The following is a 22933-nucleotide window of genomic DNA, read 5'->3' as shown; positions in this document are numbered from 1 at the left end:
CGACGCGCCTCGCTGGGGTCGCGTGTCGGGGGCGTGCCTCGGCGGCGCGCTCAGGGTGCGTCGACGTACGCGCCGGGGCGTCGCAGCACCCGCCGGTGCCATCGGCCCGGGGTGAGCGCGACGGCCCGCGGCTCGTCCTCGAACATCCACCGGGCGAAGTTGCGCCTCCCCCAGCCCCCGCTGGCCGCCACGACCCGGATCGCTCCCCGCGCCCCCCAGGGCCGGGCCAGGACCGCACCGAGCGAGCGGGACAGGCGGTGGTCGGCGACGAGGTGGTGCGCGACCGCCCGTTCGTAGTCGGCGGCGACGGCGTCGGGGCGGTCGGGTGAACCGGCGGCGATCGCGCGGGCCGCGAGGCGCCCGGTGAGCAGGGCCTGGCCGATGCCCTCCCCGGTCATCACGTCGGTCGCCGCCGCGGCGTCGCCGACGAACAGGGTGCGACCCGCGCTGAGCGCGATCGAGTCGATGCGTGCCGGGATCGGCCACGCGCTGCGGCGTCCCTCCACCTCGGCATCGTGCCCCAGCGCCTCCACGACGTGGGGGCGGGCCAGGAGGTCGGGCCACAGCGCCCTGACGTCGCGGCCCGAGCGCGAGCCGTCGCGCAGGACCCCGAAGCCGACGTTGGCACGACCGCCCGGGAGGGGGAACGACCACGCGTAGCCGGGGAGGAGGTCGGGCTCGAACCAGACGTGGAGCCGCTCGGCGGCGCTCCCGGTCACCCCGCGCACGTACTGGCGCACGCCGTGCCACTCGCCGAGGTAGCCCGGCTCGGAGCGACCGGTCGCCTTGCGCACGGGGCTCCACATGCCGTCGGCCGCGATCACGTGGTGGGCGCTGATCCGCAGGTCACCGGCGTGGACGACGATCCGATCGGGCTCGGAGGTGTCGATCGACTCGAGAGGGCACCCGTCGCGCACCTCCGCCCCGGCGTCGCGCGCCAGCCCGACCAGGGCGTGGTCGAGCTGGAGTCGGGGCGCGACGGCGGCGTAGCGCCCGGCGTCGGGGAGCGGCACGACGACCTCTCGGCCGCTGGGGGAGCGCAGGACCGCGCCGTCGACGTCGTACCAGTCCTCGACGTCGCCGGGATCGAGGCCGAGGTCCTCGAGCTCGCGCAGCGCGAGCGTGGTCAGCCCGTCGCCGCAGCACTTGTCGCGGGGGAAGGTCGCCTTGTCGACCACCACCACCGACATCGCGTGCCGGCGGAGCTCGACGGCCGCGGCGGCACCGGCCGGCCCCGCACCCACGACCACGACGTCGGCCGCCACCCGCTCCTGCGTCACCCCACCACGCTACGGCCGCGCCCGCTGCGAGCGGGCCGGCGCGTCGTGGTCGCCGCCCCCCGACCCCGGTGAGCACGACGGGACGCCGCGGGCCCACGTCGTCGACGTGTGCCCGATGTCGACACCGGTCGATCGTGAGCGACGGCAACGATTAGCTACGCTACGCATCGTGCGAACCGCCGAGCCCACCTCGATCGACGCGACGAACCGGTTGCGCCTGTCCGTGCTGCGCCTGGCCCGCAACATCCGCACCAACACCATCGGTGACGTCACCCCGTCCCAGGTCGCGGTGCTCTCGACGCTCGTGCGTCACGGAGACTGCTCGGTCGGGGAGATCGCCGAGCACGAGCACGTCCGGCCCCCGTCGGTGAGCCGCATCGTCGCCCACCTCGAGGAGCGCGGACTGGTCGACCGCCACCCCGACCCCGCCGACCGCCGGCGCGTCGTGATCGGGCTCAGCTCCCTCGGAAGGTCCTACGTCGAGGAGGTCCGCGCGGCGGCCAACACCTGGCTCGGCGACCGCCTCGACCGGCTGGGACCCGGCGATCTCGAGGCCGTGATCGCCGCGCTCCCCGCCCTCGAGCGCCTGCTCGCGCCGGACCACGCGGCGCACGACGTCGTGCCCCACGCCGGTGCAGCTCACGACGGTGGCGAACCGCTCGTCGAGAGCGCCGCCGCCGGTGGGTCGCGCACGTGAACGAGCGCATCGGAGCCGCCGGTCGCCGGACCTTCGCGGCGATGCGCTTCCGCAACTACCGGCTCTACTTCGTCAGCCAGATCGTCTCGTTCTCGGGCACGTGGATGGCGATGCTCGCCCAGTCGTGGCTGGTCCTCGAGCTCACCGGGAGCGGGACCGCCCTGGGTGGCGTCGTGGCGATGCAGTTCCTCCCGACCCTGCTGCTCGCCCCGACCGGGGGGATGATCGCCGACCGCTTCGACAAGCGCCGCCTGATCACGATCACCCAGTCGAGCGCGGCGGTGCTCGCCCTCGTCCTCGGTGCGCTCACCGCGACGGGAGCGATCGAGCTCTGGATGCTCTACGTGCTGGCAGCGCTGTTCGGCACCGTCACCGCGCTCGACAACCCGGCGCGGCAGACCTTCGTGATGGAGATGGTCGGTCCCGACGACGTGTCCAACGCGGTCACGTTGAACAGCGTCGTCGTGAACGGCGCCCGGGTGATCGGACCGGCGATCGGCGGGGTGCTGATCGCCACCGTCGGGATCGGCACGTGCTTCCTGATCAACGCTGCGAGCTTCGTGGCGGTCATCGTCGCGCTGCGCCTGATGGACGCCGCCGAGCTCCAGCCGACCGAGCGCACGGCCCGCGGGCGGGGTCAGCTGCGCGAGGGGTTCCGCTACGCCTGGTCGGTCACGAACCTGCGCACCACCCTGATCATGCTCGCCGTCATCGGGACCATCACCTACGAGTTCACGGTGACCCTCCCGCTGCTGGCGGAGTTCACCTTCGGGGCCGGCTCGTCGGGTCTCGCGGCGATGACCGCGCTGATGGGGGCGGGCGCCGTCGTCGGCGGGCTCGCGACCGCATCGGCCGGCAACCCGACGCCCGCTCGGTTCGTGGTCGTGGCCGCCGCGTTCGGGGTCGTGACCCTGGCGCTCGCCGCCATGCCGACGCTGTGGTCGGCGCTGGTGCTGATGCCCCTGCTCGGCGCCTGCAGCGTGGCGGTCATCGCCCTGTCGAACGCGACGCTCCAGCTCAACTCGGCACCGATGTTCCGGGGTCGGGTGATGGCGCTGTTCTCCGTCTGCCTGCTCGGTTCGACGCCGATCGGGGGGCCGATCGTGGGGTTCGTCGGCGAGCACGCCAGCCCGCGCATCGCCCTCGCCGTGGGCGGCCTCGCGTCGATCGGCGCCGCGCTCTACGGCCGCTCGGCGTTCCACGCCAGCGGGGAGATGCCCCGTCGGGGCGACGCGCCCCCCGTCCGGGCCCCCGCGCCCGCCACGTCGACCGGCGTCGTCGGCTGAGCGCGCGTCGCCCGCGGGTCGGGCGCGACGCCTCCCCCCAACGGCGGCGTGACCGATGGAGACGTGAGCGACGGCGCCTCGGCCGACGGCGATGCGATCGAGACGACGGAGCGCCCCTTCGCCGGGCCGCGGGGTCGGTGCCTACGATCGCCCCATGCCGCTGAACCCAGACGCCGTCGGTGCCACCTCCGAGCCCTTCGAGGTGAGCTGGACCAGCGACGACGCGCTCCTGTACGCGGTCGGCGTGGGCGCCGGTCACGAGGAGCTCGCGTTCACCACCGAGAACAGCGAGGGCGTCGAGCAGCGGGTTCTGCCGACGTTCCCCGTGGTCATCGGCTACGGCCGCGGCGCGCCGATGCGCGCCGTGGGCGAGATCGACCGCACCCAGCTCGTCCACGGGCGCCAGGGCATCACCCTCCACGCGCCGATCCCCCCGGAGGGGACGGTGACCATCACCGGCGAGATCACCGGGGTGTGGGACAAGGGGCAGGCGGCGGTGATCGACACCGTCACGACCGCACGGCAGGGCGACGACGAGCTGTACACCCTGACGTCGTCCGCGTTCGTGCGCGGCGCCGGGGGCTTCGGGGGCGAGCGCGGTCCGTCGGGGGGAGCGAACACGGCACCCGAGCGTGACCCGGACCACGTCGTGCGGTACTCGACATCGCGCGACCAGGCGTTCACGTACCGGCTGTCGGGCGACCGCAACCCGCTGCACACCGACCCGTCGTTCGCCGCCCAGGGCGGGTTCGACACCCCGATCCTGCACGGCTTGTGCACCTACGGGTTCACCGGTCGGGCGCTGCTGCACGCCGTGTGCGGGGGTGACCCCGCGCGCTTCGCGCACGTCGAGGGCCGCTTCGCGGCACCGGTCTTCCCGGGCGAGGAGCTCGCGGTGCGGATGTGGGAGACCGACGACGGCGTCGTGTTCACCACGAGCGCCGTCGGCGACGGCGACGAGCGCGTCGTCATCGACCAGGGCCTGCTGCGCACCACCTGACGCGCACCGGCCGACGTGCACCGGCGGGCGGGCGCTGCGACCGCTGGCCGCGGAACGTTCGACGACGGGGTCAGTCGGAGACGATCCTGCTGGCGCCCTCGCCCCAGTACTCGTCGCGGAGCTGCTTCTTGTAGAGCTTGCCGGTCGGGAGGCGGGGGAGCTCGGCGGAGAAGTCGATCGAGCGCGGCACCTTCTGGCGCGACAGGTGCTCACCGCAGAACTCGGTGAGCTCGCGCGCCAGCTCGTCGCCCGGCTCCACTCCCTCGAGGGGCTGGACGACCGCCTTCATCTCCTCGCCCAGGTCCTCGTTCGGGACGCCGAAGACGGCGGCGTCGGCGACCTTGGGATGGGTGATCAGCAGGTTCTCGGTCTCCTGCGGGTAGAGGTTCACGCCCCCGCTGATGATCATGAACGTGGCGCGATCGGTCAGGTGGAGGAACCCGTCGTCGTCGACGTAGCCGACGTCGTTGACCGTGGTCATCGTCCCGTCGGCCGACGTCGCCTCGGCGGTCTTCTCCGGATCGTCGTGGTACTCGAACTCGCTCGCCGTCTCGAACCAGATCGTCCCCGGCTCACCGTTCGCCAGCTCGTTCATCTCGTCGTCGAGGATGTGCAGGTCGCCGAGCACGATCCTGCCGACGGTGCCCTTGTGGGCGAGCCACTCCGCGGAGTCGCACGCCGCGAAGCCGAGGCCCTCGGTGGCGCCGTAGTACTCGTGGATGATCGGCCCCCACCAGTCGATCATCCGCTCCTTCACCGGGACGGGGCACGGTGCGGCCGCGTGGATCGCGATCTCGAGCGACGACAGGTCGTGGGCCTCGCGCTCGGCGTCGGGCAGCTTGAGCATCCGACTGAACATCGTCGGCACGAGCTGGGAGTGGGTGACCTCGTAGCGCTCGACGAGCCGCAGGTACTCGCCCGGGTCGAAGCGCTCCATGATGATCGCGGTCCCCCCGTGGCGCAGCGTGAGGCCGACGGCCGCCTGGGGAGCGGAGTGGTAGAGCGGCGCCGGCGACAGGTACACCATGTCCTCGCGGTAGTGCCACATGCTCGACAGGAACCGGTACAGGGGGAGCGGCTCGCTCGGTGGCACGTCGGGCAGCGGGCGCACGATGCCCTTGGGTCGGCCCGTCGTCCCCGACGAGTAGAGCATCGCGATCCCGAGCCGCTCGTCGTCGATGGGCTCGGTCGGCCGGTCCCGGACCGCCTCGGCGAAGTCGCGCACCTCGACGCCGTCGCGCCCGCTCGTGGCGATCCCGGCCTCGGCGCCGCCGACGACGAGCACCAGGTCGATCCGGGGGCAGTCGGCGAGCCCGGCCTGGGCCACCTCCCACCGCGCCGCCGACGTGATCAGCACCTGCGAGCGGCTGTTGTCGGCGATGTAGGCCATCTCCTCGGGTCGGAGGTACGAGTTGATGCAGGTGAAGTAGAGGCCGCTGCGCTCGCCTGCGCCGCACGACTCCAGGTAGCGGTCGTTGTTCTCCATGAAGATGGAGATGTGGTCCTCCCGGGCGAGGCCGTGGTCGCGCAGGAGGTGGGCGAGCTGGTTCGCCCGGCCCTCGTACTCGCGCAGGCTCACCGCCTCGCCGGTCGAGGCCATGATGAACGCCGGCCGGTCGGGATGCTGCTGTGCGTGCTTCGTCGCGTACATGGGGCTCCTCCGTCGGCCGCGACCGTAGTGACCGGGGCCGCAGCTCGGCGACGCCGGACCCGGCGGCGGGCCGAGCTCAGCGCACGGTGCGGTTGCGATCGACGAGGTGCGCGACGACGTCGCCGACCGCGACGTCGACGCGCTCCCCGCTGCGGCGGTCCTTCACCTCGAACGTCGGCTCGTCCGCCTCGACGCCGCGCCCGGCGACGACGATGGTGGGGACCCCGATCAGCTCGGCGTCCTTGAACCGCACCCCCGGGGAGACCTTCACCCGGTCGTCGAGCAGGACGCGCAGCCCCTCGGCCTCGAGCTCGGCGGCGAGATCCTCCGCCGCGGCGCGCTGGGGTCCGCCCTCCTTGCCCGCCATCACCAGGTGGACGTCGGCAGGTGCGATCTCGCGCGGCCAGCACAGCCCGATGTCGTCGTGGTTCGCCTCGGCGATCGCAGCGAGGCAGCGCGACACGCCGACGCCGTAGGACCCCATCGTGGGGGTGACCGACCTGCCGTCCTCGCCCTGCACCCGCAGCTCGAGCGCCTCGGCGTACTTGCGCCCGAGCTGGAAGATGTGCGCGATCTCGACGCCGCGCGCCATCTCGACCTCGCCGCCGCAGGCGGGGCAGACGTCCCCGTCGACGATCTCGGCCGCTTCGATGGTGCCGTCCGCCGTGAAGTCGCGCCCGGCGGTGAGGTCGATGACGTGGTGACCGATCGCGTCCGCGCCGGTGATCCACGCGGTGCCGCTGACGACCCGGGGGTCGACGAGGTAGCGGATGCCCGACACGTTCGCGTCTCCCAGCACGCCGGGACCGATGTAGCCCTTGGCGAGCGAGGGGTGGCGTGCGAAGTCCTCGGCCTCGAACGGCGTCGCCTCCGCCGGGGCGACGACGGCGTCGAGGCGCTTCATGTCGACGTCTCGGTCGCCGGGGATGCCGATCGCCAGCGGCTCGGCGGAGCCGTCGGGGTGGCGCAGCACCACGAGCAGGTTCTTGAGGGTGTCGGCCGCCGTCCAGTCGCGGTCGGGGTGGCGCATCGACTCGTCCTGGTTGACGAACTCGACGAGGGTCCCGATGGTCGGGGTCCCCGGGGTGTCGTGCACCTCGGCCGCCGGGAGGCCCTCGAGCGGGATCTCGTCGGGCACCGGGGTGGTCACCGCCTCGACGTTGGCCGCGTAGTCGCACGCCGTGCAGCGCACGTAGGTGTCCTCACCGACCTCCATCGGGGCCAGGAACTCCTCCGAGCGCGACCCGCCCATCGCGCCCGACATCGCGGACACGATCACGTAGGGGAGCCCGAGTCGATCGAACAGCGTGACGTAGGCGTCGCGGTGCGCGGCGTAGGAGTCGTCGAGGCCCTCGTCGTCGAGGTCGAAGCTGTAGGAGTCCTTCATCGTGAACTCCCGGGTGCGCAGCAGTCCGGCGCGCGGCCGTGCCTCGTCGCGGTACTTCGTCTGGATCTGGTAGATCCGCACCGGCAGGTCCTTGTACGAGGTGACGACGTCCTTGACCATCAGGGTGAACATCTCCTCGTGGGTCGGCGCCAGCAGGAAGTCGGCGCCCTTGCGGTCGACGAGGCGGAACAGGTTGTCGCCGTACTCGCTCCAGCGGCCGGAGCGCTCGTAGGGCTCGCGGGGGAGCAGCGCCGGGAAGTGGACCTCCTGGAAGCCGGCGGAGTCCATCTCCTCGCGCACGATCCGCTCGACGTTGCGGAAGGCGATCCACCCGAGCGGGAGCCACGAGAAGCCCCCCGGGGCGACCCGCCGGACGTAGCCCGCACGGGTGAGCAACCGGTGGCTCGCCACCTCGGCGTCGGCCGGGTCGTCGCGCAGGGTCGTGAGGAAGAGGTTCGACATCCGGAGCACGCGCCGAACCTACCGGCGACGCCGAGGCGGCCGGGCCACGGCCGCCGGCGACCCCGACGGCGGGTGCCGACGGGCGCGGTGATGGTTCGGTGCGCCCGCGGCGGGGTACGGGTCGTCATCGGCGCGCCACCGCGTCGACACGGACACCAGGGGGCATCCATGACAGACACCGCGCAGTCCGCCGAATCCACGGCGGTCGACGTCCGACGCAAGGTCGGCCCGGTCGGCCTGGTCGGCAAGGGCATCCTGTACTTCTCGCTCGGCCTGCTGATCATCAACGTCGCGCAGGGAGACTCCTCGAGCGAGTCGGCGTCGAAGGCGGGAGCCATCGAGAACGTCGCCAGCGCGCCGTTCGGCAAGTTCCTGCTGATCATCCTGGCCGTCGGCCTCGTCGCGCTCGTCGCGTGGAAGGCGCTGCAGGCGATCGTGGGCGACCCGATCGACGGCGACGACGCCTCCGACCGGGCGAAGAGCGCGGTCAAGGCCGTCCTGTACCTCTCCTCCGCGGTCACCGCGGTGTCCGTGCTGATCGCCAACTGGTCGAGCGGATCGTCGGGTGGCTCGGGCGGCGGTGGCGGTGGCGACAGCCAGCAGCAGGCGGCCTCGGTGATCATGGAGTGGCCCGGTGGTCGCTGGATCGTGATGGTGCTGGGCCTCGCGGCGATCGGGTACGGCGCGTACCAGATCTACGAGTACACGGTCAACGCCGAGTTCATGGAGCGCCTCGCGACGACGGACGACACGACCCGCACCACGATCCGCACCGCGGGTCGCGTCGGCTACGCCGGGCGGGCCCTGCTGGTCATCGGGCTCGGCGTGTTCTTCCTCGTGGCCGGCATCCAGCACGATCCCGACGAGGTCAAGGGCCTGTCGGGCCTGCTGAGCGACCTCTCCGGCAACACCCTGGGCCAGATCGTGCTGTGGATCATCGCGATCGGCACCGTCGCCTACGGGGCGTTCGCCCTCGCCGAGGCCAAGTTCCGCCGGGCGTACTGACCCCCTCCACATCCGTCGACGCCCCCGGCTCCGGCGTCGTCGGCGAGCCCGTCGGCGCGCCGCCCCGCGGCGCCTCCCGATCGGAGCGGCCGTCGGTGCTGCTACCATCAACGGCCGCAATTCGGATTCACGACCGAGGCGTGGGGCGCGAGCCTCACGCCTCGTTCTCTGAGACGGCACGGACGACGAGAGGAGGCGACGAGATGGCGAACGAGATGGATCGGGTCCGTGCGCTCGTCGAGCCGATCACCTCCGACCTCGGCCTCGACCTCTACGACGTCGAGCGACGCAGCGCTGTGGTGCGCGTCACCGTCGACACCCCGCCCGGATCCGACGGTGGCATCGATCTCGACGCGCTCGCCCTCGCCACCCGCCTGATCGGGCGCGAGCTCGACCACGAGGACCCGATCGCCGGGAAGTACACGCTCGAGGTGACGAGCCCCGGTCTGGAGCGCCCGCTGCGCACCCCCGCCCACTTCCGTCGCGAGGTCGGCAAGGACGTCACGGTGCGCCTGCGCGGCGACGCGGTCGCCGAGAACGAGGACCGGCGCATCGACGGCCGCCTCGTCGCCGCCGACGAGACCAGCGCGACGATCGCCACCTCGGCCGACGAGGAGCGATCGATCGACATCGCGTCGATCGACAAGGCGCGCACCGTGTTCGAGTGGGGGCCGGCGCCCAAGCCCGGCAAGGGCCCCGGCAACTCGCGGGGCAAGAAGAAGTCGAAGTCGACCGCCAAGAAGGAGAAGCAAGAGTCGTGACGAATCTCGACATGAGCGAAGCCATCTCGATGCTGGCCCAGGAGAAGGGCCTGACCGAGGACACCCTGCTCCAGGTCCTCGTCAACGCCCTCGCCTCCGCCTACAAGCGGCGTCCCGACGCCGCCGACGAGGTCGTCGTCCAGGTCGATCCCGACACGATGGACTTCTCGTTCATCGCCTACGACGTCGACGAGGACGGGAACTGGATCAACGAGCGCGACGACACCCCGCGCAAGGAGGAGCTCGGCCGCATCGCCGCGCAGACCTTCCGCCAGGTGATGAGCCAGGGGATCCGCGAGATCGAGTCCGACCGCAAGTTCGAGGAGTACGCGAACCGCGAGGGGGACATCGTCACCGGGATCATCCAGCGCACCGACGCGCGGTACACCCTCCTCGACCTGGGCCGCGCCGAGGCGCTGCTGCCCCAGGCCGAGCAGGTGCCCTTCGAGCGCCCCGGCCAGGGCGAGCGCCAGAAGGCGTACATCGTCGAGGTCCGCCGCACCCCGAAGGGCCCCCAGATCGTCGTCTCGCGCACCCACCCCGGGCTGATCAAGCGGCTCTTCGAGCTCGAGGTCCCCGAGATCGCGGACGGCGTCGTCGAGATCCGCGCCTGCGCACGCGAACCCGGGCACCGCACGAAGATCGCGGTCTGGTCGAACGACCACAACGTCGATCCGGTCGGCGCGTGCGTCGGCGCGCGAGGCGGCCGCGTCCGGATGGTCGTCAACGAGATGCGCGGCGAGAAGATCGACATCGTCCCGTTCTCCGAGGACCTGCCCGACTTCGTCGCGAAGGCGCTCTCCCCGGCCAAGGTCACCCAGGTCAACATCTCCGACGACGGCACCCAGGCCGACGTGATCGTCCCCGACCACCAGCTCAGCCTGGCGATCGGTCGCGAGGGGCAGAACGCACGCCTCGCCGCGCGCCTCACCGGGGTCCGCGTGGACATCCGCTCCGAGACCCAGCTCGCCGAGGGGATCCCCGCCGGTGGGCGAGACGAGGAGAACGTCGAGTACGCCGACGGCCAGTGGGTCGCCAACACGGTGACCGGCGAGATGGAGTGGCACGCCAGCGACGGCACCGTGATCTCGGAGTCGGCGTGGCAGGACCAGCAGGCCGCCGAGGCAGCGGCACGACGCCAGGCGAACCGCGACGCCCAGGCGGCGGCCGAGGCCGCCGAGGCGGCGATCGACGGCGCGCCGGCTCCCGACGGGGGCGCCGTTGGCTCCGACACGTCGCCGTCGCCCGACCGGGCGGCGACCGAGGACCCGGCGGGTTCCGGCGATTGACCGGCACGGCCCCGTCCGCAGCTGCGTCGGCTGTCGGCGTCGCCGTCCGTGGTCGGAGCTGCTCCGGGTCACGTGCGACGAGGTCGACGGTCGTCGAGTCGTCGCGGTCGGGGGTCCGAGTCGGGGTCGCGGTGCGTGGTTGTGCGCCGGCTCCGCTCGTGACGGGGCGCGCCGCGCCGCGCCCGGTTGCCTCGACGCCGCCCTCGCCCGCGGTCGCTTCGAGCGGGCCTGGCGGACGGCTCTGGACGACGACGACCGAGGGGCGATCCGAGCGGCGCTCGGAGGAGACGAACACACCGACCGATCGCGTCGGCGGTGAGGGAATGACGACAGGGAAAGGTTGAATCGAAGCGTGCCTGCGAAGAAGATCCGTATCCACGAGCTCGCCAAGGAGCTCGGGATGACCAACCAAGAGCTGCTCGATCTGGCGAAGGCCGCCAGCTTGGCGGCGAAGGCTCCGTCGTCGTCGCTGCAGGAGGCGTACGCCGACATGCTCCGTCGACGCGCCGAGCGCGAGGGCCTCACCCGCGACGAGCAGCCCGAGGAGGCCAAGCCGGCCAAGAAGAAGAAGTCCGCCGCGAAGAGGAAGGCGGCGGCGAAGAAGGTCGTGGCGTCCGCCGACGCCCCCGAGTCGCCGGCGCAGGACGCCCCCGCCCCGGCCGCGGCGAGCGATGCCGCACCGACCTCCGACGCAGCGGGCGCGGGCCCGTCCACGGCCGCGACGCAGGGCGACGCGTCCTCGGGCGCGGCGACCTCGGGCTCGTCGTCCAGCCGGATCGTCTCGTCGGCTGGTGAGCCCGACCCCGCACCGGCCGCACCGGCCGCTCCCGCCGCCGCCGAGAGCGCCCCCTCCACCCCTCGGCCGCGCCCTCCGGCGCCGCCGTCGCCCACCTCGGCCCCGGCGCCCGCCGCGGCGAGGGAGCCGGCTCCGCCGCCGCCTCCCGGCAAGGCGCCGCTCGGCGCGACCCCGACCGCTCGTCCGTCGACCCCCCAGCCGACCGCCGCGGACGCCGTGGTCGCGGCCGCCGAGGGGCGGCCGATCCCCAAGATCGCCGGCACCTCACGGCCCGCCGAGCCCGCTCCGGCTCCGCCGCCCCCGCCGCCGGAGCCGCGCCGGGTCATCTCCAGCGCCCGCCCCAGCGCGGACGGCACCCCGCCGCCCGAGGCGGCCGCCGCGATCGACACCGCCGACGCCCCCGCGACCGCCCCGACCGCGCGCGGACCGGTCGGCCCGTCGGGTGCACCCGTTCCGCCGCCCCCCGGTGGCGTGAAGCCGCTGTCGCCGTCGGGCAAGCCGATCCCGCCGCCCCCCGGCTCCTCCCGCCCGTCGCCCTCGAGCGATCGCCCGCGCCCCGGAGGCGGCGGGTACCGCGGCGGCCCCGGCGGCGGACCGCGCCCCGGTGGCGGCCCCGGCGGGCCCGGACGCCCCGGAGGCAGCCGCCCCAGCGGGCAGCGCAGGCCCCCGCGCCGGACGGGACGGCGGCGGCGTCGTCGCGACCAGGACGACCTGCAGCCGCAGGCGACCCAGTACACGTCGTCCGACGTCCCCGTCCCCGAGGGCGAGATCGTCATCGAGCGCGGCGTGTCGGCCCAGGAGTTCGGGCCGAAGCTCAACCGCACCGCGGCCGACGTCGTGCGGTTCCTGCTGACCAACGGCGAGATGGTCACCGCGACGATGACCCTCGCGGACGAGCAGATGGAGCTGTTCGCGCTCGAGGTCGGAGGCGACATCCTGCTCGTCGAGCCCGGCCAGCAGGAGGAGGTCGAGCTGCAGAAGCTGTTCGACGACTCCGACGACGACGAGGACCTCGAGCCGCGCCCGCCGGTGATCACCGTGATGGGCCACGTCGACCACGGCAAGACGACCCTGCTCGACCACATCCGCGGCGCGAACGTCGTCGACGGCGAGGCGGGCGGCATCACCCAGCACATCGGTGCCTACACGGTCACCAACGAGCTCGGCTCGGTGACCTTCCTCGACACCCCTGGCCACGCCGCGTTCACCCAGATGCGTGCCCGCGGAGCGGAGGCGACCGACATCGTGGTCCTGATGGTCGCGGCCGACGACGGCCTGATGCCCCAGACGATCGAGGCGATCGACCACGCGCGAGCGGCCGACGTGCCGATCGTGGTCGCGGTCAACAAGATCGACAAGGACAACGCGGACCCCCAGCGGGTGCTCACCCAGCTCGCCGAGCACGAGCTCGTCCCCGAGTCGTGGGGCGGCGACACGATCGTCGTCGAGATGTCGGCCCTCCAGGGTCTCGGCGTCGACGACCTGATCGAGCAGCTGCAGGTCGTCGCCGAGCTCGAGGAGCTCGAGGCCAACCCGACCGGTCGGGCCAAGGGCATCGTCATCGAGGCCCAGCTCGACAAGGGGCGGGGCCCGGTCGCGACCGTCCTCGTCGACAAGGGCGAGCTCAAGGTCGGCGATCCGATCGTCGCCGGCGGGACGTGGGGACGCGTCCGGGCGATGATCAACGACAAGGGCGATCAGGTCAAGTCGGCCGGTCCGTCGACGCCGGTGCAGGTGCTCGGGCTGTCCGGCGTCCCCGAGGCGGGCGACGAGTTCCGCGCCGCTCCCGACGAGAAGGTCGCCCGCACCGTCGGCGAGGCGCGCGCCGAGCGGCTCAAGGCGCGGCACCTGCGCGAGGATTCGCGGGTCAAGACGGGCACCAAGCTCGAGGACATCTTCGCCCAGATCCAGTCGGGTGAGACGGCGTCGCTGAACCTGCTCGTCAAGGCCGACGTCCAGGGCTCGCTCGAGGCGGTGACGTCGTCGCTGCGCCAGCTCAACGGCGACGAGGTGGAGCTGTCGTTCGTGCACCGCGCGGTCGGCGGGATCACCGAGAACGACATCACCCTCGCCGAGGCGACGAACGCGACGATCATCGGGTTCAACGTGCGCCCCGACGGCAAGGCCCGCAAGGCCGCCGAGCAGGCCGAGGTCGAGATCCGCACCTACGAGATCATCTACAAGCTGCTCGAGGACATCGAGCTGTCGATGGTCGGCATGCTCGATCCCGAGTTCGAGGAGCGGGTCACCGGCGAGGCCGAGGTCCGCGAGATCTTCCGGGTGCCGCGCCAGGGCGCGATCGCCGGCTGCATGGTGCAGTCGGGGGTCATCACCCGCGGTTCCAAGGTGCGCTTCCTCCGTGAGGGCACGATCATCTGGAAGGGCGCGATCGCGTCGCTCAAGCGCTTCAAGGACGACGTCCGCGAGGTCCGTGAGGGCTTCGAGTGCGGCATCGGGCTCGACGACTTCCAGGACCTGAAGCCCGGTGACGTCATCGAGACCTACGACGACGTCGCCGTCGAGCGCACCTCGCTCTGACCCGACCGTGCGCCCGGTGCCCGAGCGGCACCGGGGCAGCGCCGTCCGTCGACATCGGGGGTGACGAAACCCCGCGCGTGACCCCCCGCACGCCGGATCGCGCAGCTATGGTGCGCACCTGCGCGGGGCAGACCCGCGACGATCCGAGACGACCAGATGGGGGCGAACCGATGAAGTCGACACGAGGGGTGCAGCGCAGCGGGACGATGCGTCGGTCCGGGCGGCGTCGTGCCGTGGCCGGTCTCGTCGGCCTCACCCTGGTGGCGGCGGCGTGCGGCGGCAACGACGACGGCGGGGCGGCGACCCCGGGCGGGGCGGCGACGGCTCCGCCGGAGGAGTCCACCGAGACGACGCCGGCTCCCGACGACGGCGCCCCCGGCGAGAGCGACGGCGGTGCCGTCGAGACCGACATCAGCGCCGCGCCCTCCGACACGACGGCCCCCGACGGCACGGCCGGCGACGGCGCGGGCGGCGAGCCCGAGAGCGAGGGCTCTCCCGTGTCGAACGAAGGCGAGCCGCAGCAGGGGGGCACCCTGCGCTACGGGCTCGAGGCCGACGTGGACGGCATCAACCCCACCTCGTCCGCCCTCTCCGCGCCCGGTCTGATGATGGCCAACGCCGTCTTCGACACCCTGACGGCGCCGACCACCGACGGGTCGTTCGTCCCGTACCTCGCCGAGACGGTCGAGCCGAACGAGGACTTCACCCAGTGGACCGTCACGCTGCGCGAGGGCGTCACCTTCCACGACGGGACCCCGCTCGACGCGGACGCCGTCATCGTGAACTTCGAGGCCCAGCGGGCCGACCCGCTCGTCGGCCTCGCCGTGCGGCCGTTCTACCCCGAGGAGGGCGCGGTCGCGGCGGTCGACGACCTCACCGTCCAGTTCAACCTGCTCGAGGGCAACAGGTACTTCCCCGGCTCGCTGGCGAGCCAGCTCGGCTACGTCGCGTCGCCCACGTGGATCGCGGCGGCCGTCGAGGACCCGACGCTGAACCAGGCCCCCGTCGGGACCGGCCCGTTCGTCTTCGAGAACCGCTCGGAGGACTCGGTCACCAGCTTCACGCGCAACGATGAGTGGTGGAACGGCGAGGTCCTCCTCGACCGCCTCGAGTTCCTCCCGGTCACCGACCCGGCGAACCGCAACGACCTCCTGCTCAACGGCGAGCTCGACGCGCTGCAGAGCTCGGACCCGGAGTCGGTCGACGTCTTGCTGGACGAAGGCTCCGTGCAGAGCGTCTTCGACGAGAGCGGCGAGGAGACGTTCGTGATGATCAACTCCGAGGCGCCGCCGTTCGACGACATCCGGGCCCGCCAGGCGCTCACGCTGGCCACCCCGCTGCAGAACTTCCGCACCCTGATCGGGCTCGGGACGGCCAGCCCGGCGGACCAGATGTTCACCGAGGACAGCCGGTACCACGACCCCGAGATCGTCCAGGAGGGCGACGACGTGGCGGCGGCGCAGGCGCTCGTGGACGAGTACTGCGCAGAGCTCGGCGGGGGGTCCAACCCGGTGCTGGGGACGCCGAACTGCACCGACGGCAAGATCAACATGGAGTTCCAGTTCTCCGGCCCGTCGACGATCAACACCCGCGCCGCGGACCTGTTCCGCGAGGGCTGGAGCTCGCTGTTCAACATCACCAACGACGAGCTGCAGCAGGACGCCCACATCCAGGAGGCCGCCCTCGGCCAGTACAACACGACGTACTGGCGTCAGTTCGGCGCCGAGGATCCCTCGCTCGACAACGTGTGGCTGCTGTGCCGCACCGTCGGCGGGATCTCGCTGAACTGGCCACGGCTGTGCGACGAGGAGCGCGACGCGCTCCTCCTCGAGGGCCAGCTCGCCGAGCCGGGCCCCGATCGCGACGCGATCTACCAGCAGGTGTCCCAGACGATGCACGACGCCTACACCTACATCTTCCTCGTGCACACCCCGTGGGACAACGCCTTCGCCGAGAACGTCCGCGGCGTGTGCGACCGCCGATCCCCCGAGGGTGAGCAGCTCATCTGCTCGACGAACGGTCGGACGTGGTTCGACACGACCTGGCTCGCCTGACCCGGCGACCGCGACGGTGAGCAGGCGAACGGGAGGACGATGAGGTTCTGGGCCCAGCGCATCGGCGGAGCGCTGCTCGTGCTCGTCGCCGTCAGCGCGATCACCTTCGGGGCGATGAACGTCCTCGGGGATCCGTTGTTCAACATCCTCGGCCCGACGGCCGGGGACGTGGGCAACCCCGAGAGCGTGGCCAAGATCGAGGCGGCGAAGGAGCAGTTCAACCTCGACGACCCGCTGCCGGTGCGCTACGCGCTGTGGGTCTCGGACTTCGTCCGTGGCGACTTCGGGCCTCAGTTCTCCGCGACCGGCCAGCCGCCGGTGAGCGACCTCGTCCTCGAGCGGGTGCCGCGCAGCGTGATGCTGCTGGTGATGGCGCAGCTGCTGGCGACGGCGATCGCGATCCCGTGGGCGTTGTGGTCGGCGTCGCGGGCCGACTCGTTCGCCGACCGGACCTCGACGATCGCGTCGTTCTTCATCATCGCCATCCCGACGTTCGCGCTCGGGGTGCTGCTCAAGTACCTGTTCTCCATCCGGTTCGCGATCTTCCCGCTGACCTTCCGTGCGACCGACCCGTTCTGGTCGCGGGTGTGGCAGATGTTCCTCCCGGCGCTGACGCTCGCGCTGCCGGTCGGGACCGTCTACCAACGCCTGCTGCGCACCGATCTGATCACCACGCTGCAGGAGGACTTCATCCTCACCGCCCGCTCGAAGGGGGTGTCGCGGCGTGACGTGCTGTTCAAGCACGCGCTGCGACCTTCGCTGTTCTCGTTCATCACCATCTTCGGGATCAACACCGGAACCCTCATCGGCGGGTCGCTCGTCGTGGAGATCATCTTCCGGATCCCCGGGCTCGGCACCGCGATCGTCGAATCGATCCTGCGCGAGGACTTCCCGGTCGTGCTCACGATCGTGATGCTGGTGACGGCGGTGTTCGTCGTCCTCAACGTGGCGATCGACATCCTCTACTCGTTCATCGACCCCCGGGTCCGTTCGTCGTGACGCAGATCGACGGCTCGGTCGAGGCCGAGGAGGCGGCCGGTGCGGCCGCGATGGGAGGCGCGGAGGCGGCGCCCGACCCGGCCGGTTCCAGCCGCCGCCTGGGGATCGGGTTCTGGGTCAGCGTCGTCTGGCTCGCGGTGATCGTGATCCTCGCGCTCGCCGCGCCGTCGCTGTCGATCAAGTCGCCGAACGTCAGCTTCATCGTGCCGGGGGAGCGTCCGCCGTACTCGCCGTCGTCGCGCCACCTGTTCGGCACCGACCAGAACGCCCGCGACCAGTTCAGCCGCGTGCTGTACGGGGCGCGCGTGTCGCTGACCGTCGGCTTCTCCGCGATCGCGTTCGGGATGGTCGTCGGCGGCGCGCTCGGGATGATCGCCGGCTACTTCCGGGGAACGGTCGATCGCATCATCTCCTTCGTGTTCCTGACCCTGCTCTCGTTCCCGGCGCTCGTGCTCGCGATCTTGATCACCGCCCTGCTCGATCGGACCCTGTTCACGATCTCGGCGGTGATCGGCATCCTCAGCATCGCTCCCGTGGGGCGGGTCGCGCGAGCGACGACGATCTCGTTCGCCGACCGCGAGTTCGTGCTCGCGGCGAAGTCGCTGGGGGCGAGCCACACCCGGATCCTCGTCCGTGAGCTGCTGCCGAACGTGCTCATCCCGATGGGCGCGTTCGCGCTGCTCGGCGTCGCCGTCGCGATCGTAGCCGAGGGCAGCCTCGCCTTCCTCGGTCTGTCGGTCCCCAGCCCGCAGGTGAGCTGGGGGACGATCATCGTCAACGCGTCGGGGACGCGCGACCTGCAGGAGTCGTTCTTCATGGCGGGTCTGCCGATCGCGGTGCTGTTCGCCACCGTCCTCGCGCTCAACTTCGCCGGGGACCGGCTGCGGAGCTACTTCGACGTGAAGGAGATCTCGCTGTGAGCAGCCCTCACCCCGACACCGGCGAGCTCGGGCGGTCCCGGCGTCCGGACGAGGGTCCCCTGCTCGAGCTGGACGACCTGCGCACCCACTTCCGCACCGAGCGCGGCCTGGTGCGTGCGGTCGACGGCGTGACGCTGTCGCTGCGGCGCGGCGAGTCGCTCGGCGTCGTCGGCGAGTCGGGGTCGGGCAAGACGGTTCTCAGCCGTTCGATCATGGGTCTGCTGCCCGACAGCGCCGAGACCCACGGGTCGGTTCGCTTCGCCGGGCGCGAGATCCTCGATCTGTCGATGAAGGAGCGCCGCCACCTGTGGGGCGCCGAGATGTCGATGGTGTTCCAGAACCCGTTGAACTCGCTGAACCCGCTCATGAAGATCGGCAAGCAGATCTCCGAGCCGTTGCGCCTGCACCTGGAGATGGACCGCTCGACGGCGCGCGAGACCGCCGCCGAGCTGCTGCGCAGCGTCCGGATCCCGGAGCCGACCAAGCGCCTCGACCAGTTCCCCCACGAGCTGTCCGGCGGGATGCGCCAGCGGGTGATGATCGCGATGGCGCTCGCGTGCGGACCGACGCTGCTGTTCGCCGACGAGCCGACCACGGCGCTCGACGTCACGGTGCAGGCCCAGATCCTCGAGGTGATCGAGGAGCAGCGTCGGGACCGCGACATGTCCGTCGTGCTGGTCACCCACGACCTCGGCGTGGTCGCCGGGTTCACCGACCAGATCGCGGTGATGTACGCCGGCAAGCTCGTCGAGCGGGCGCCGACGCGGACCCTCTTCGCCGAGATGAGGATGCCGTACACGTACTCGCTGCTGAAGAGCATCCCGAAGCTCGCGGACCCGAGCCACACCCGGCTGTCGACCATCCTCGGGCGCCCGCCGGATCTCGTGAACCCGCCGCGCGGGTGCAACTTCGCGCCGCGCTGCCCCTACGCGCGGGAGCGTTGCCACGAGGAGGAACCGCCGCTCGAGTCGGCGGGCGACCCCGACCACGTGTTCGCGTGCTGGTACCCGGTCGGCAGCCCGGAGTTCCGCGAGCGCGATGCCGAGCTCGACGAGCGCGGACACCGCCCCGAGTCGTTCGAGGCGGTGTCGTAGTGGCGGGGACCGGTCACGCCCACCTGCGCGACGACGGCGACGTCGTCCTGCGCGTCACCGACCTCGTCCAGGAGTTCGACGTCGACGGCGGGACCGTGAAGGCGGTCTCGGGGATCAGCTTCGACGTGCTGCGCGGCGAGACGCTCGGCATCGTCGGCGAGTCCGGCTGCGGCAAGAGCACCACCGGTCGCGCGGTCATGCAGCTCCCGAAGCCGACCTCGGGCTCGGTGCGCTTCGAGGGCCGTGAGCTGACCGAGCTCTCGGGCTCCGACGTGCGCGAGGCGCGCACGAGGGTGCAGATGATCTTCCAGGATCCGGTGTCCTCGCTCAACCCCCGCCGGACCGTGCGCGACAGCGTCCTCGAGCCGCTCGCGATCTGGAAGCGCGGCTCGTCCGACGAGCGCGGCCGGATCGTCGACGACATCCTGGAGTCGGTCGGCATCGACCCCGAGCGCGCCGCCGAGAGCCGACCGCACCAGTTCTCCGGCGGTCAGTGCCAGCGGATCTCGGTCGCCCGGGCGCTGGTGCTCGATCCGACCCTGATCATCTGCGACGAGCCGGTCTCCGCGCTCGACGTCTCGGTCCAGGCCCAGGTGCTGAACCTGCTCGAGGACCTCAAGGAGCGCTACGGCCTCACGCTCGTGTTCATCGCGCACGACCTCGCCGTCGTGAAGAACATCAGCGACCGGGTGGCGGTGATGTACCTCGGCAAGCTCTGCGAGGTGGCCACGAGCGACGACCTCTACGCGGCGCCGATGCACCCGTACACCAACCTCCTCGTCCAGTCGATCCCCGAGCCGGATCCGACGGCGGACCACTCGATCGGCGAGATCATCGGCGAGCCGCCGTCGCCGATCGACCCGCCGGCCGGCTGCCGGTTCCACCCCCGCTGCCCGAACGCCACCGCGGAGTGCGAGCGCACCGAGCCCGAGCTGCGCGAGCTCGCGCCCGACCACTTCGTCGCGTGCCACCACCCGGTCCAGGTGGTCCCGCCGTCCGGGGTGCCCGCCGACACCGAGGTGGCGGTGGTCGCCTCGCCCCAGAGCGCGCCGGAGACCTGAGCGGGGGCGATGAGCGACACCGACCCCGCGGCCACCTCGTTCGGCGCCGAGGCGTCGGCCTACGAGCGGGGTCGACCCTCGTACCCCGCCGATGCGGTGACGTGGCTGCTCGCGGACGCACCCCGGCGCGTCGTCGACGTCGGGGCGGGCACCGGCAAGCTCACCCGCGCGCTGCTCGGCGACGGTCGCGAGGTGGTGGCGGTCGACCCCGACGCCGAGATGCTCGCCGCGCTGTCGAGCTCGTCCCCCGAGGTCGTCGCCCTCGTCGGCACCGCCGAGTCGATCCCCCTCGAGGACGCGAGCGCCGATCTCGTCGTGCTCGGCCAGGCGTGGCACTGGGTCGACCCCGACGCGGCGGCCGGCGAGATCGCCCGCGTCCTCGCCCCCGCGGGATCGCTCGCGCTGATCTGGAACGTCCGCGACGAGTCGTCACCCTGGGTCGCCCGGCTCACCGAGGGGCGCGCATCGACGCCGCGCTGGCGGTGCTGCTCGACGACCTCGCCGAGCTCGACGGGGGCGGAACGATCGAGCTGCCCTACGCGACGCACTGCTTCCGGACGCGCCCCGAGTAGGTTCGCGACCATGCCCGACGCGTCGACCGGCCCAGATCTCGACTTCTTCTGGGATCCCGTTTGACCGTGGGCCTGGATCACCTCCCGTTGGGTGGTGGACGTGCAGGGGCAGCGGTCGTACTCGGTCGACTGGCGGTTCATCTCGCTGTGGATCCTGAACGAGGACACCGATGCGGAGTGGTACACCCCCGAGTACCGGCGCGGGCACCTGCTCGGCCACGAGGGGCTGCGGATCGCCGATGCGATCCGACTCGAGAACGAGGGCGACGGCGGTGACCGCGACGCCGTGGGCCGGTGGTACACCGCCCTCGGCGAGGCGCTCCACCGCGATCGGCGGCGAGACGAGGCGCGCGACGACCACCGGGCCTTCCTCGCCGCCGTCCTCGACGAGGCCGGGTTCGACGCCGCGCTGATCGACCACGCCGACGACGAGTCCCACGACGCCTGGCTGCGCGCCGAGACCGAGTTGGCGTTGAGCCGCACGGGCCCCGACGTCGGGACGCCGATCCTGTCGTTCCGCCCCGGCACCGAGCACGAGGCGAGCTTCTTCGGGCCCGTGATCTCCAAGGCTCCGACCGGGACGGAGGCCAGCGAGCTGTGGGACGCGGTCGAGAGGCTCGCGCGCAGCGGCGTCGCCGAGCTGAAGCGCTCCAACCGCGAGAAGCCCGACTTCGGCTGAGCCGACGCCGGGCCGCCCGCCGCCGAGACCGCGTCGGAGCGATGGTGCGGGTGGCGGCACGGCTCGCGTCGCGTGCCCCGATAGGTTCGCCGGCATGGCACGACGTCAGTCCGGTCGCGGCAGCGGCGGTCCGAAGTACCCACGATCCGCACGGGTCGGCGAGACGCTGCGCGAGATCATCGCCGAGGATCTCGTCCGGATCGACGACGAGCGCCTGGCCTTCGTCACGGTGACCGGCATCGACGTCGATCCCGAGCTCAACCGGGCCATCGTGTTCTTCGATTCGCTCGCCGGCCCCGACGGCGACGACGACATCATCGAGGCGCTCGGCGAGCACCGGATCCGCCTCCAGTCGTCGATCGGCCGCCAGATCCGAGCGAAGAAGACCCCGATCCTGGAGTTCCGGCCCGACGCCGCGATCCGCTCGGCGGAGCGGATCGACGACATCCTGCGCGCCGACCGCGAGCGCGATCGCTGACGAGGACACGGTGGGACGACGCAAGCGGCCCGCGACGACCCACGGGATCGCGATCGTCGACAAGCCCGCCGGGGTGACCAGCCACGACGTCGTCGCGATGCTGCGCCGTCGGTTCGACGAGCGCCAGGTCGGCCACGGCGGCACCCTGGACCCGAGCGCGACCGGGGTCCTGGTGGTCGCGGTCGGCAACGCCACCAAGCTCCTGCGCTTCGTCGAGAAGACGACCAAGGCCTACGTGGGCGAGATCGTGCTGGGCGTCGAGACCGACTCGCTCGACGCCGACGGTGAGGTCACCGCCACCCACCACATGGCCCCGGTGTCCGCCCGGGACGCGCAGGACGTCGTCGACGCCAACCTCGTCGGCGACATCGAGCAGATCCCGCCGATGGTGTCGGCGATCAAGATCGACGGGCGGCGCCTCCACGAGCTCGCACGCGAGGGGATCGAGGTGGATCGGCCGCCCCGGCCGGTCACCGTGCGATCGTTCACCGTGCTGGACACCGACGAGGACGGCGTCCTGCTGGCGGCCGTCGAGTGCTCGGCGGGGACCTACGTGCGAACCCTCGCCGCCGACCTCGGGCACCTCCTGGGGGGCGGCGCCCACCTGCGGAACCTGCGGCGCACCGCGGTCGGGCGCTTCACCATCGGCGAGGCCGCTCCGCCCGACGAGTGCGTGCTCCTCGGCGTGGCCGAGGCCGTGCGCGGCCTGGACCGCGTCGACCTCGATCAGCCCGCCGCCCGGCTCGTCGCCGACGGACGGCCCCTCCCGTGCTGGGACGGCGACGGGCCGTGGGCGCTGTTCCGCCCCGACGGCGCCCTCGCCGCCGTGTACGAGCGCGATCCGCGACCCGATCGCGACGCCGCACGGGCACTCGTGGTGGTCCCGGGCACCGGTCCGGCGCGCTGAGCGGTTGCTAGGGTTCG

General features: G+C 72.1%; 20 protein-coding genes. 17 read left to right on the top strand and 3 right to left on the bottom strand.

Going from position 1 to position 22933, the window contains the following annotated elements:
* Positions 1–50 precede the first annotated feature (50 nt).
* Positions 51–1280: an NAD(P)/FAD-dependent oxidoreductase gene (locus ACOOHC_RS12180; protein WP_420450672.1), complete on the bottom strand. Its 1230-nt coding sequence runs from the start codon at positions 1278–1280 to the stop codon at positions 51–53.
* 169 nt (positions 1281–1449) lie between these two features.
* Here ACOOHC_RS12180 and ACOOHC_RS12175 point away from each other — a divergent pair, with 169 nt between their 5' ends.
* The 3 genes from ACOOHC_RS12175 to ACOOHC_RS12165 all read left to right on the top strand — a co-directional run bounded on the left by ACOOHC_RS12175 (position 1450) and on the right by ACOOHC_RS12165 (position 4263).
* Complete coding sequence (locus tag ACOOHC_RS12175) at positions 1450–1977, top strand: MarR family winged helix-turn-helix transcriptional regulator (RefSeq protein ID WP_420450671.1); 528 nt, start codon at positions 1450–1452, stop codon at positions 1975–1977.
* Positions 1974–3263 carry an MFS transporter gene (locus ACOOHC_RS12170; protein ID WP_420450670.1) on the top strand — a complete coding sequence of 430 codons (1290 nt, stop codon included), beginning with the start codon at positions 1974–1976 and terminating at the stop codon, positions 3261–3263. The genes ACOOHC_RS12175 and ACOOHC_RS12170 overlap by 4 nt, the downstream gene beginning before the upstream one ends.
* A gap of 154 nt (positions 3264–3417) precedes the next feature.
* Positions 3418–4263 carry a MaoC/PaaZ C-terminal domain-containing protein gene (locus tag ACOOHC_RS12165; RefSeq protein ID WP_420450669.1) on the top strand — a complete coding sequence of 282 codons (846 nt, stop codon included), beginning with the start codon at positions 3418–3420 and terminating at the stop codon, positions 4261–4263.
* 70 nt (positions 4264–4333) lie between these two features.
* Here ACOOHC_RS12165 and ACOOHC_RS12160 read toward each other — a convergent pair whose 3' ends face one another.
* Together ACOOHC_RS12160 and ACOOHC_RS12155 are read right to left on the bottom strand one after the other, a co-directional pair.
* The gene (locus tag ACOOHC_RS12160) at positions 4334–5914 is read right to left on the bottom strand and encodes an AMP-binding protein (protein WP_420450668.1); all 1581 of its coding nucleotides are present in this window, start codon (positions 5912–5914) and stop codon (positions 4334–4336) included.
* 76 nt (positions 5915–5990) lie between these two features.
* A complete protein-coding gene (locus ACOOHC_RS12155; RefSeq protein WP_420453796.1) occupies positions 5991–7763 on the bottom strand; it encodes a proline--tRNA ligase in 1773 nt (590 codons plus the stop codon).
* A gap of 168 nt (positions 7764–7931) precedes the next feature.
* Between ACOOHC_RS12155 and ACOOHC_RS12150 the strand changes: the two genes are divergently transcribed.
* The 14 genes from ACOOHC_RS12150 to truB all read left to right on the top strand — a co-directional run bounded on the left by ACOOHC_RS12150 (position 7932) and on the right by truB (position 22916).
* Positions 7932–8768 carry a DUF1206 domain-containing protein gene (locus ACOOHC_RS12150; RefSeq protein ID WP_420450667.1) on the top strand — a complete coding sequence of 279 codons (837 nt, stop codon included), beginning with the start codon at positions 7932–7934 and terminating at the stop codon, positions 8766–8768.
* Positions 8769–8971: 203 nt separating this feature from the next.
* Positions 8972–9529 (top strand): ribosome maturation factor RimP, encoded by a 558-nt coding sequence (gene rimP, locus ACOOHC_RS12145; RefSeq protein ID WP_420450666.1) that lies wholly within the window; start codon positions 8972–8974, stop codon positions 9527–9529.
* Positions 9530–9540: 11 nt separating this feature from the next.
* Positions 9541–10818, top strand: a complete 1278-nt coding sequence (nusA, locus tag ACOOHC_RS12140) for a transcription termination factor NusA (protein ID WP_420450665.1) — start codon at positions 9541–9543, stop codon at positions 10816–10818.
* Positions 10751–11137 (top strand): YlxR family protein, encoded by a 387-nt coding sequence (locus tag ACOOHC_RS12135; protein WP_420450664.1) that lies wholly within the window; start codon positions 10751–10753, stop codon positions 11135–11137. Before nusA ends, ACOOHC_RS12135 begins: the two co-directional genes overlap by 68 nt.
* Before the next feature lie 33 nt (positions 11138–11170).
* Positions 11171–14152, top strand: a complete 2982-nt coding sequence (gene infB, locus ACOOHC_RS12130) for a translation initiation factor IF-2 (protein WP_420450663.1) — start codon at positions 11171–11173, stop codon at positions 14150–14152.
* Between the two features lie 170 nt (positions 14153–14322).
* Positions 14323–16206 (top strand): ABC transporter substrate-binding protein, encoded by a 1884-nt coding sequence (locus tag ACOOHC_RS12125; protein WP_420450662.1) that lies wholly within the window; start codon positions 14323–14325, stop codon positions 16204–16206.
* 39 nt (positions 16207–16245) lie between these two features.
* Complete coding sequence (locus ACOOHC_RS12120) at positions 16246–17205, top strand: ABC transporter permease (RefSeq protein WP_420450661.1); 960 nt, start codon at positions 16246–16248, stop codon at positions 17203–17205.
* Complete coding sequence (locus tag ACOOHC_RS12115) at positions 17202–18125, top strand: ABC transporter permease (RefSeq protein ID WP_420450660.1); 924 nt, start codon at positions 17202–17204, stop codon at positions 18123–18125. The genes ACOOHC_RS12120 and ACOOHC_RS12115 overlap by 4 nt, the downstream gene beginning before the upstream one ends.
* A complete protein-coding gene (locus ACOOHC_RS12110) occupies positions 18122–19219 on the top strand; it encodes an ABC transporter ATP-binding protein (RefSeq protein ID WP_420450659.1) in 1098 nt (365 codons plus the stop codon). Before ACOOHC_RS12115 ends, ACOOHC_RS12110 begins: the two co-directional genes overlap by 4 nt.
* Positions 19219–20280: an ABC transporter ATP-binding protein gene (locus tag ACOOHC_RS12105; RefSeq protein ID WP_420450658.1), complete on the top strand. Its 1062-nt coding sequence runs from the start codon at positions 19219–19221 to the stop codon at positions 20278–20280. The genes ACOOHC_RS12110 and ACOOHC_RS12105 overlap by 1 nt, the downstream gene beginning before the upstream one ends.
* Positions 20281–20289: 9 nt before the next feature.
* Positions 20290–20916, top strand: coding sequence for a class I SAM-dependent methyltransferase (locus tag ACOOHC_RS12100; protein ID WP_420450657.1), 627 nt, complete (start codon positions 20290–20292; stop codon positions 20914–20916).
* 12 nt (positions 20917–20928) lie between these two features.
* Positions 20929–21531 (top strand): hypothetical protein, encoded by a 603-nt coding sequence (locus ACOOHC_RS12095; RefSeq protein WP_420453795.1) that lies wholly within the window; start codon positions 20929–20931, stop codon positions 21529–21531.
* Positions 21532–21625: 94 nt separating this feature from the next.
* Complete coding sequence (rbfA, locus tag ACOOHC_RS12090) at positions 21626–22009, top strand: 30S ribosome-binding factor RbfA (protein WP_420450656.1); 384 nt, start codon at positions 21626–21628, stop codon at positions 22007–22009.
* 10 nt (positions 22010–22019) lie between these two features.
* Positions 22020–22916, top strand: coding sequence for a tRNA pseudouridine(55) synthase TruB (truB, locus tag ACOOHC_RS12085; protein WP_420450655.1), 897 nt, complete (start codon positions 22020–22022; stop codon positions 22914–22916).
* Positions 22917–22933 lie beyond the last annotated feature (17 nt).

Source organism: Ilumatobacter sp. (assembly GCF_965215205.1).
Lineage (GTDB): Bacteria > Actinomycetota > Acidimicrobiia > Acidimicrobiales > Ilumatobacteraceae > Ilumatobacter_A.
Note: the sequence above shows the minus strand (reverse complement) of the source record. Positions and strands in the feature narration are given on the sequence as shown.

What these genes read in the sequence shown, in the direction of transcription:
- ACOOHC_RS12165 (WP_420450669.1), top strand. Translation starts at nt 3,418, where the DNA reads ATGCCGCTGAACCCAGACGCCGTCGGTGCCACCTCCGAGCCCTTCGAG.
- ACOOHC_RS12150 (WP_420450667.1), top strand. Translation starts at nt 7,932, where the DNA reads ATGACAGACACCGCGCAGTCCGCCGAATCCACGGCGGTCGACGTCCGA.
- rbfA (WP_420450656.1), top strand. Translation starts at nt 21,626, where the DNA reads ATGGCACGACGTCAGTCCGGTCGCGGCAGCGGCGGTCCGAAGTACCCA.
- ACOOHC_RS12100 (WP_420450657.1), top strand. Translation starts at nt 20,290, where the DNA reads ATGAGCGACACCGACCCCGCGGCCACCTCGTTCGGCGCCGAGGCGTCG.
- ACOOHC_RS12160 (WP_420450668.1), bottom strand. Translation starts at nt 5,914, where the DNA reads ATGTACGCGACGAAGCACGCACAGCAGCATCCCGACCGGCCGGCGTTC.
- rimP (WP_420450666.1), top strand. Translation starts at nt 8,972, where the DNA reads ATGGCGAACGAGATGGATCGGGTCCGTGCGCTCGTCGAGCCGATCACC.
- ACOOHC_RS12120 (WP_420450661.1), top strand. Translation starts at nt 16,246, where the DNA reads ATGAGGTTCTGGGCCCAGCGCATCGGCGGAGCGCTGCTCGTGCTCGTC.
- nusA (WP_420450665.1), top strand. Translation starts at nt 9,541, where the DNA reads ATGAGCGAAGCCATCTCGATGCTGGCCCAGGAGAAGGGCCTGACCGAG.
- ACOOHC_RS12155 (WP_420453796.1), bottom strand. Translation starts at nt 7,763, where the DNA reads ATGTCGAACCTCTTCCTCACGACCCTGCGCGACGACCCGGCCGACGCC.
- ACOOHC_RS12125 (WP_420450662.1), top strand. Translation starts at nt 14,323, where the DNA reads ATGAAGTCGACACGAGGGGTGCAGCGCAGCGGGACGATGCGTCGGTCC.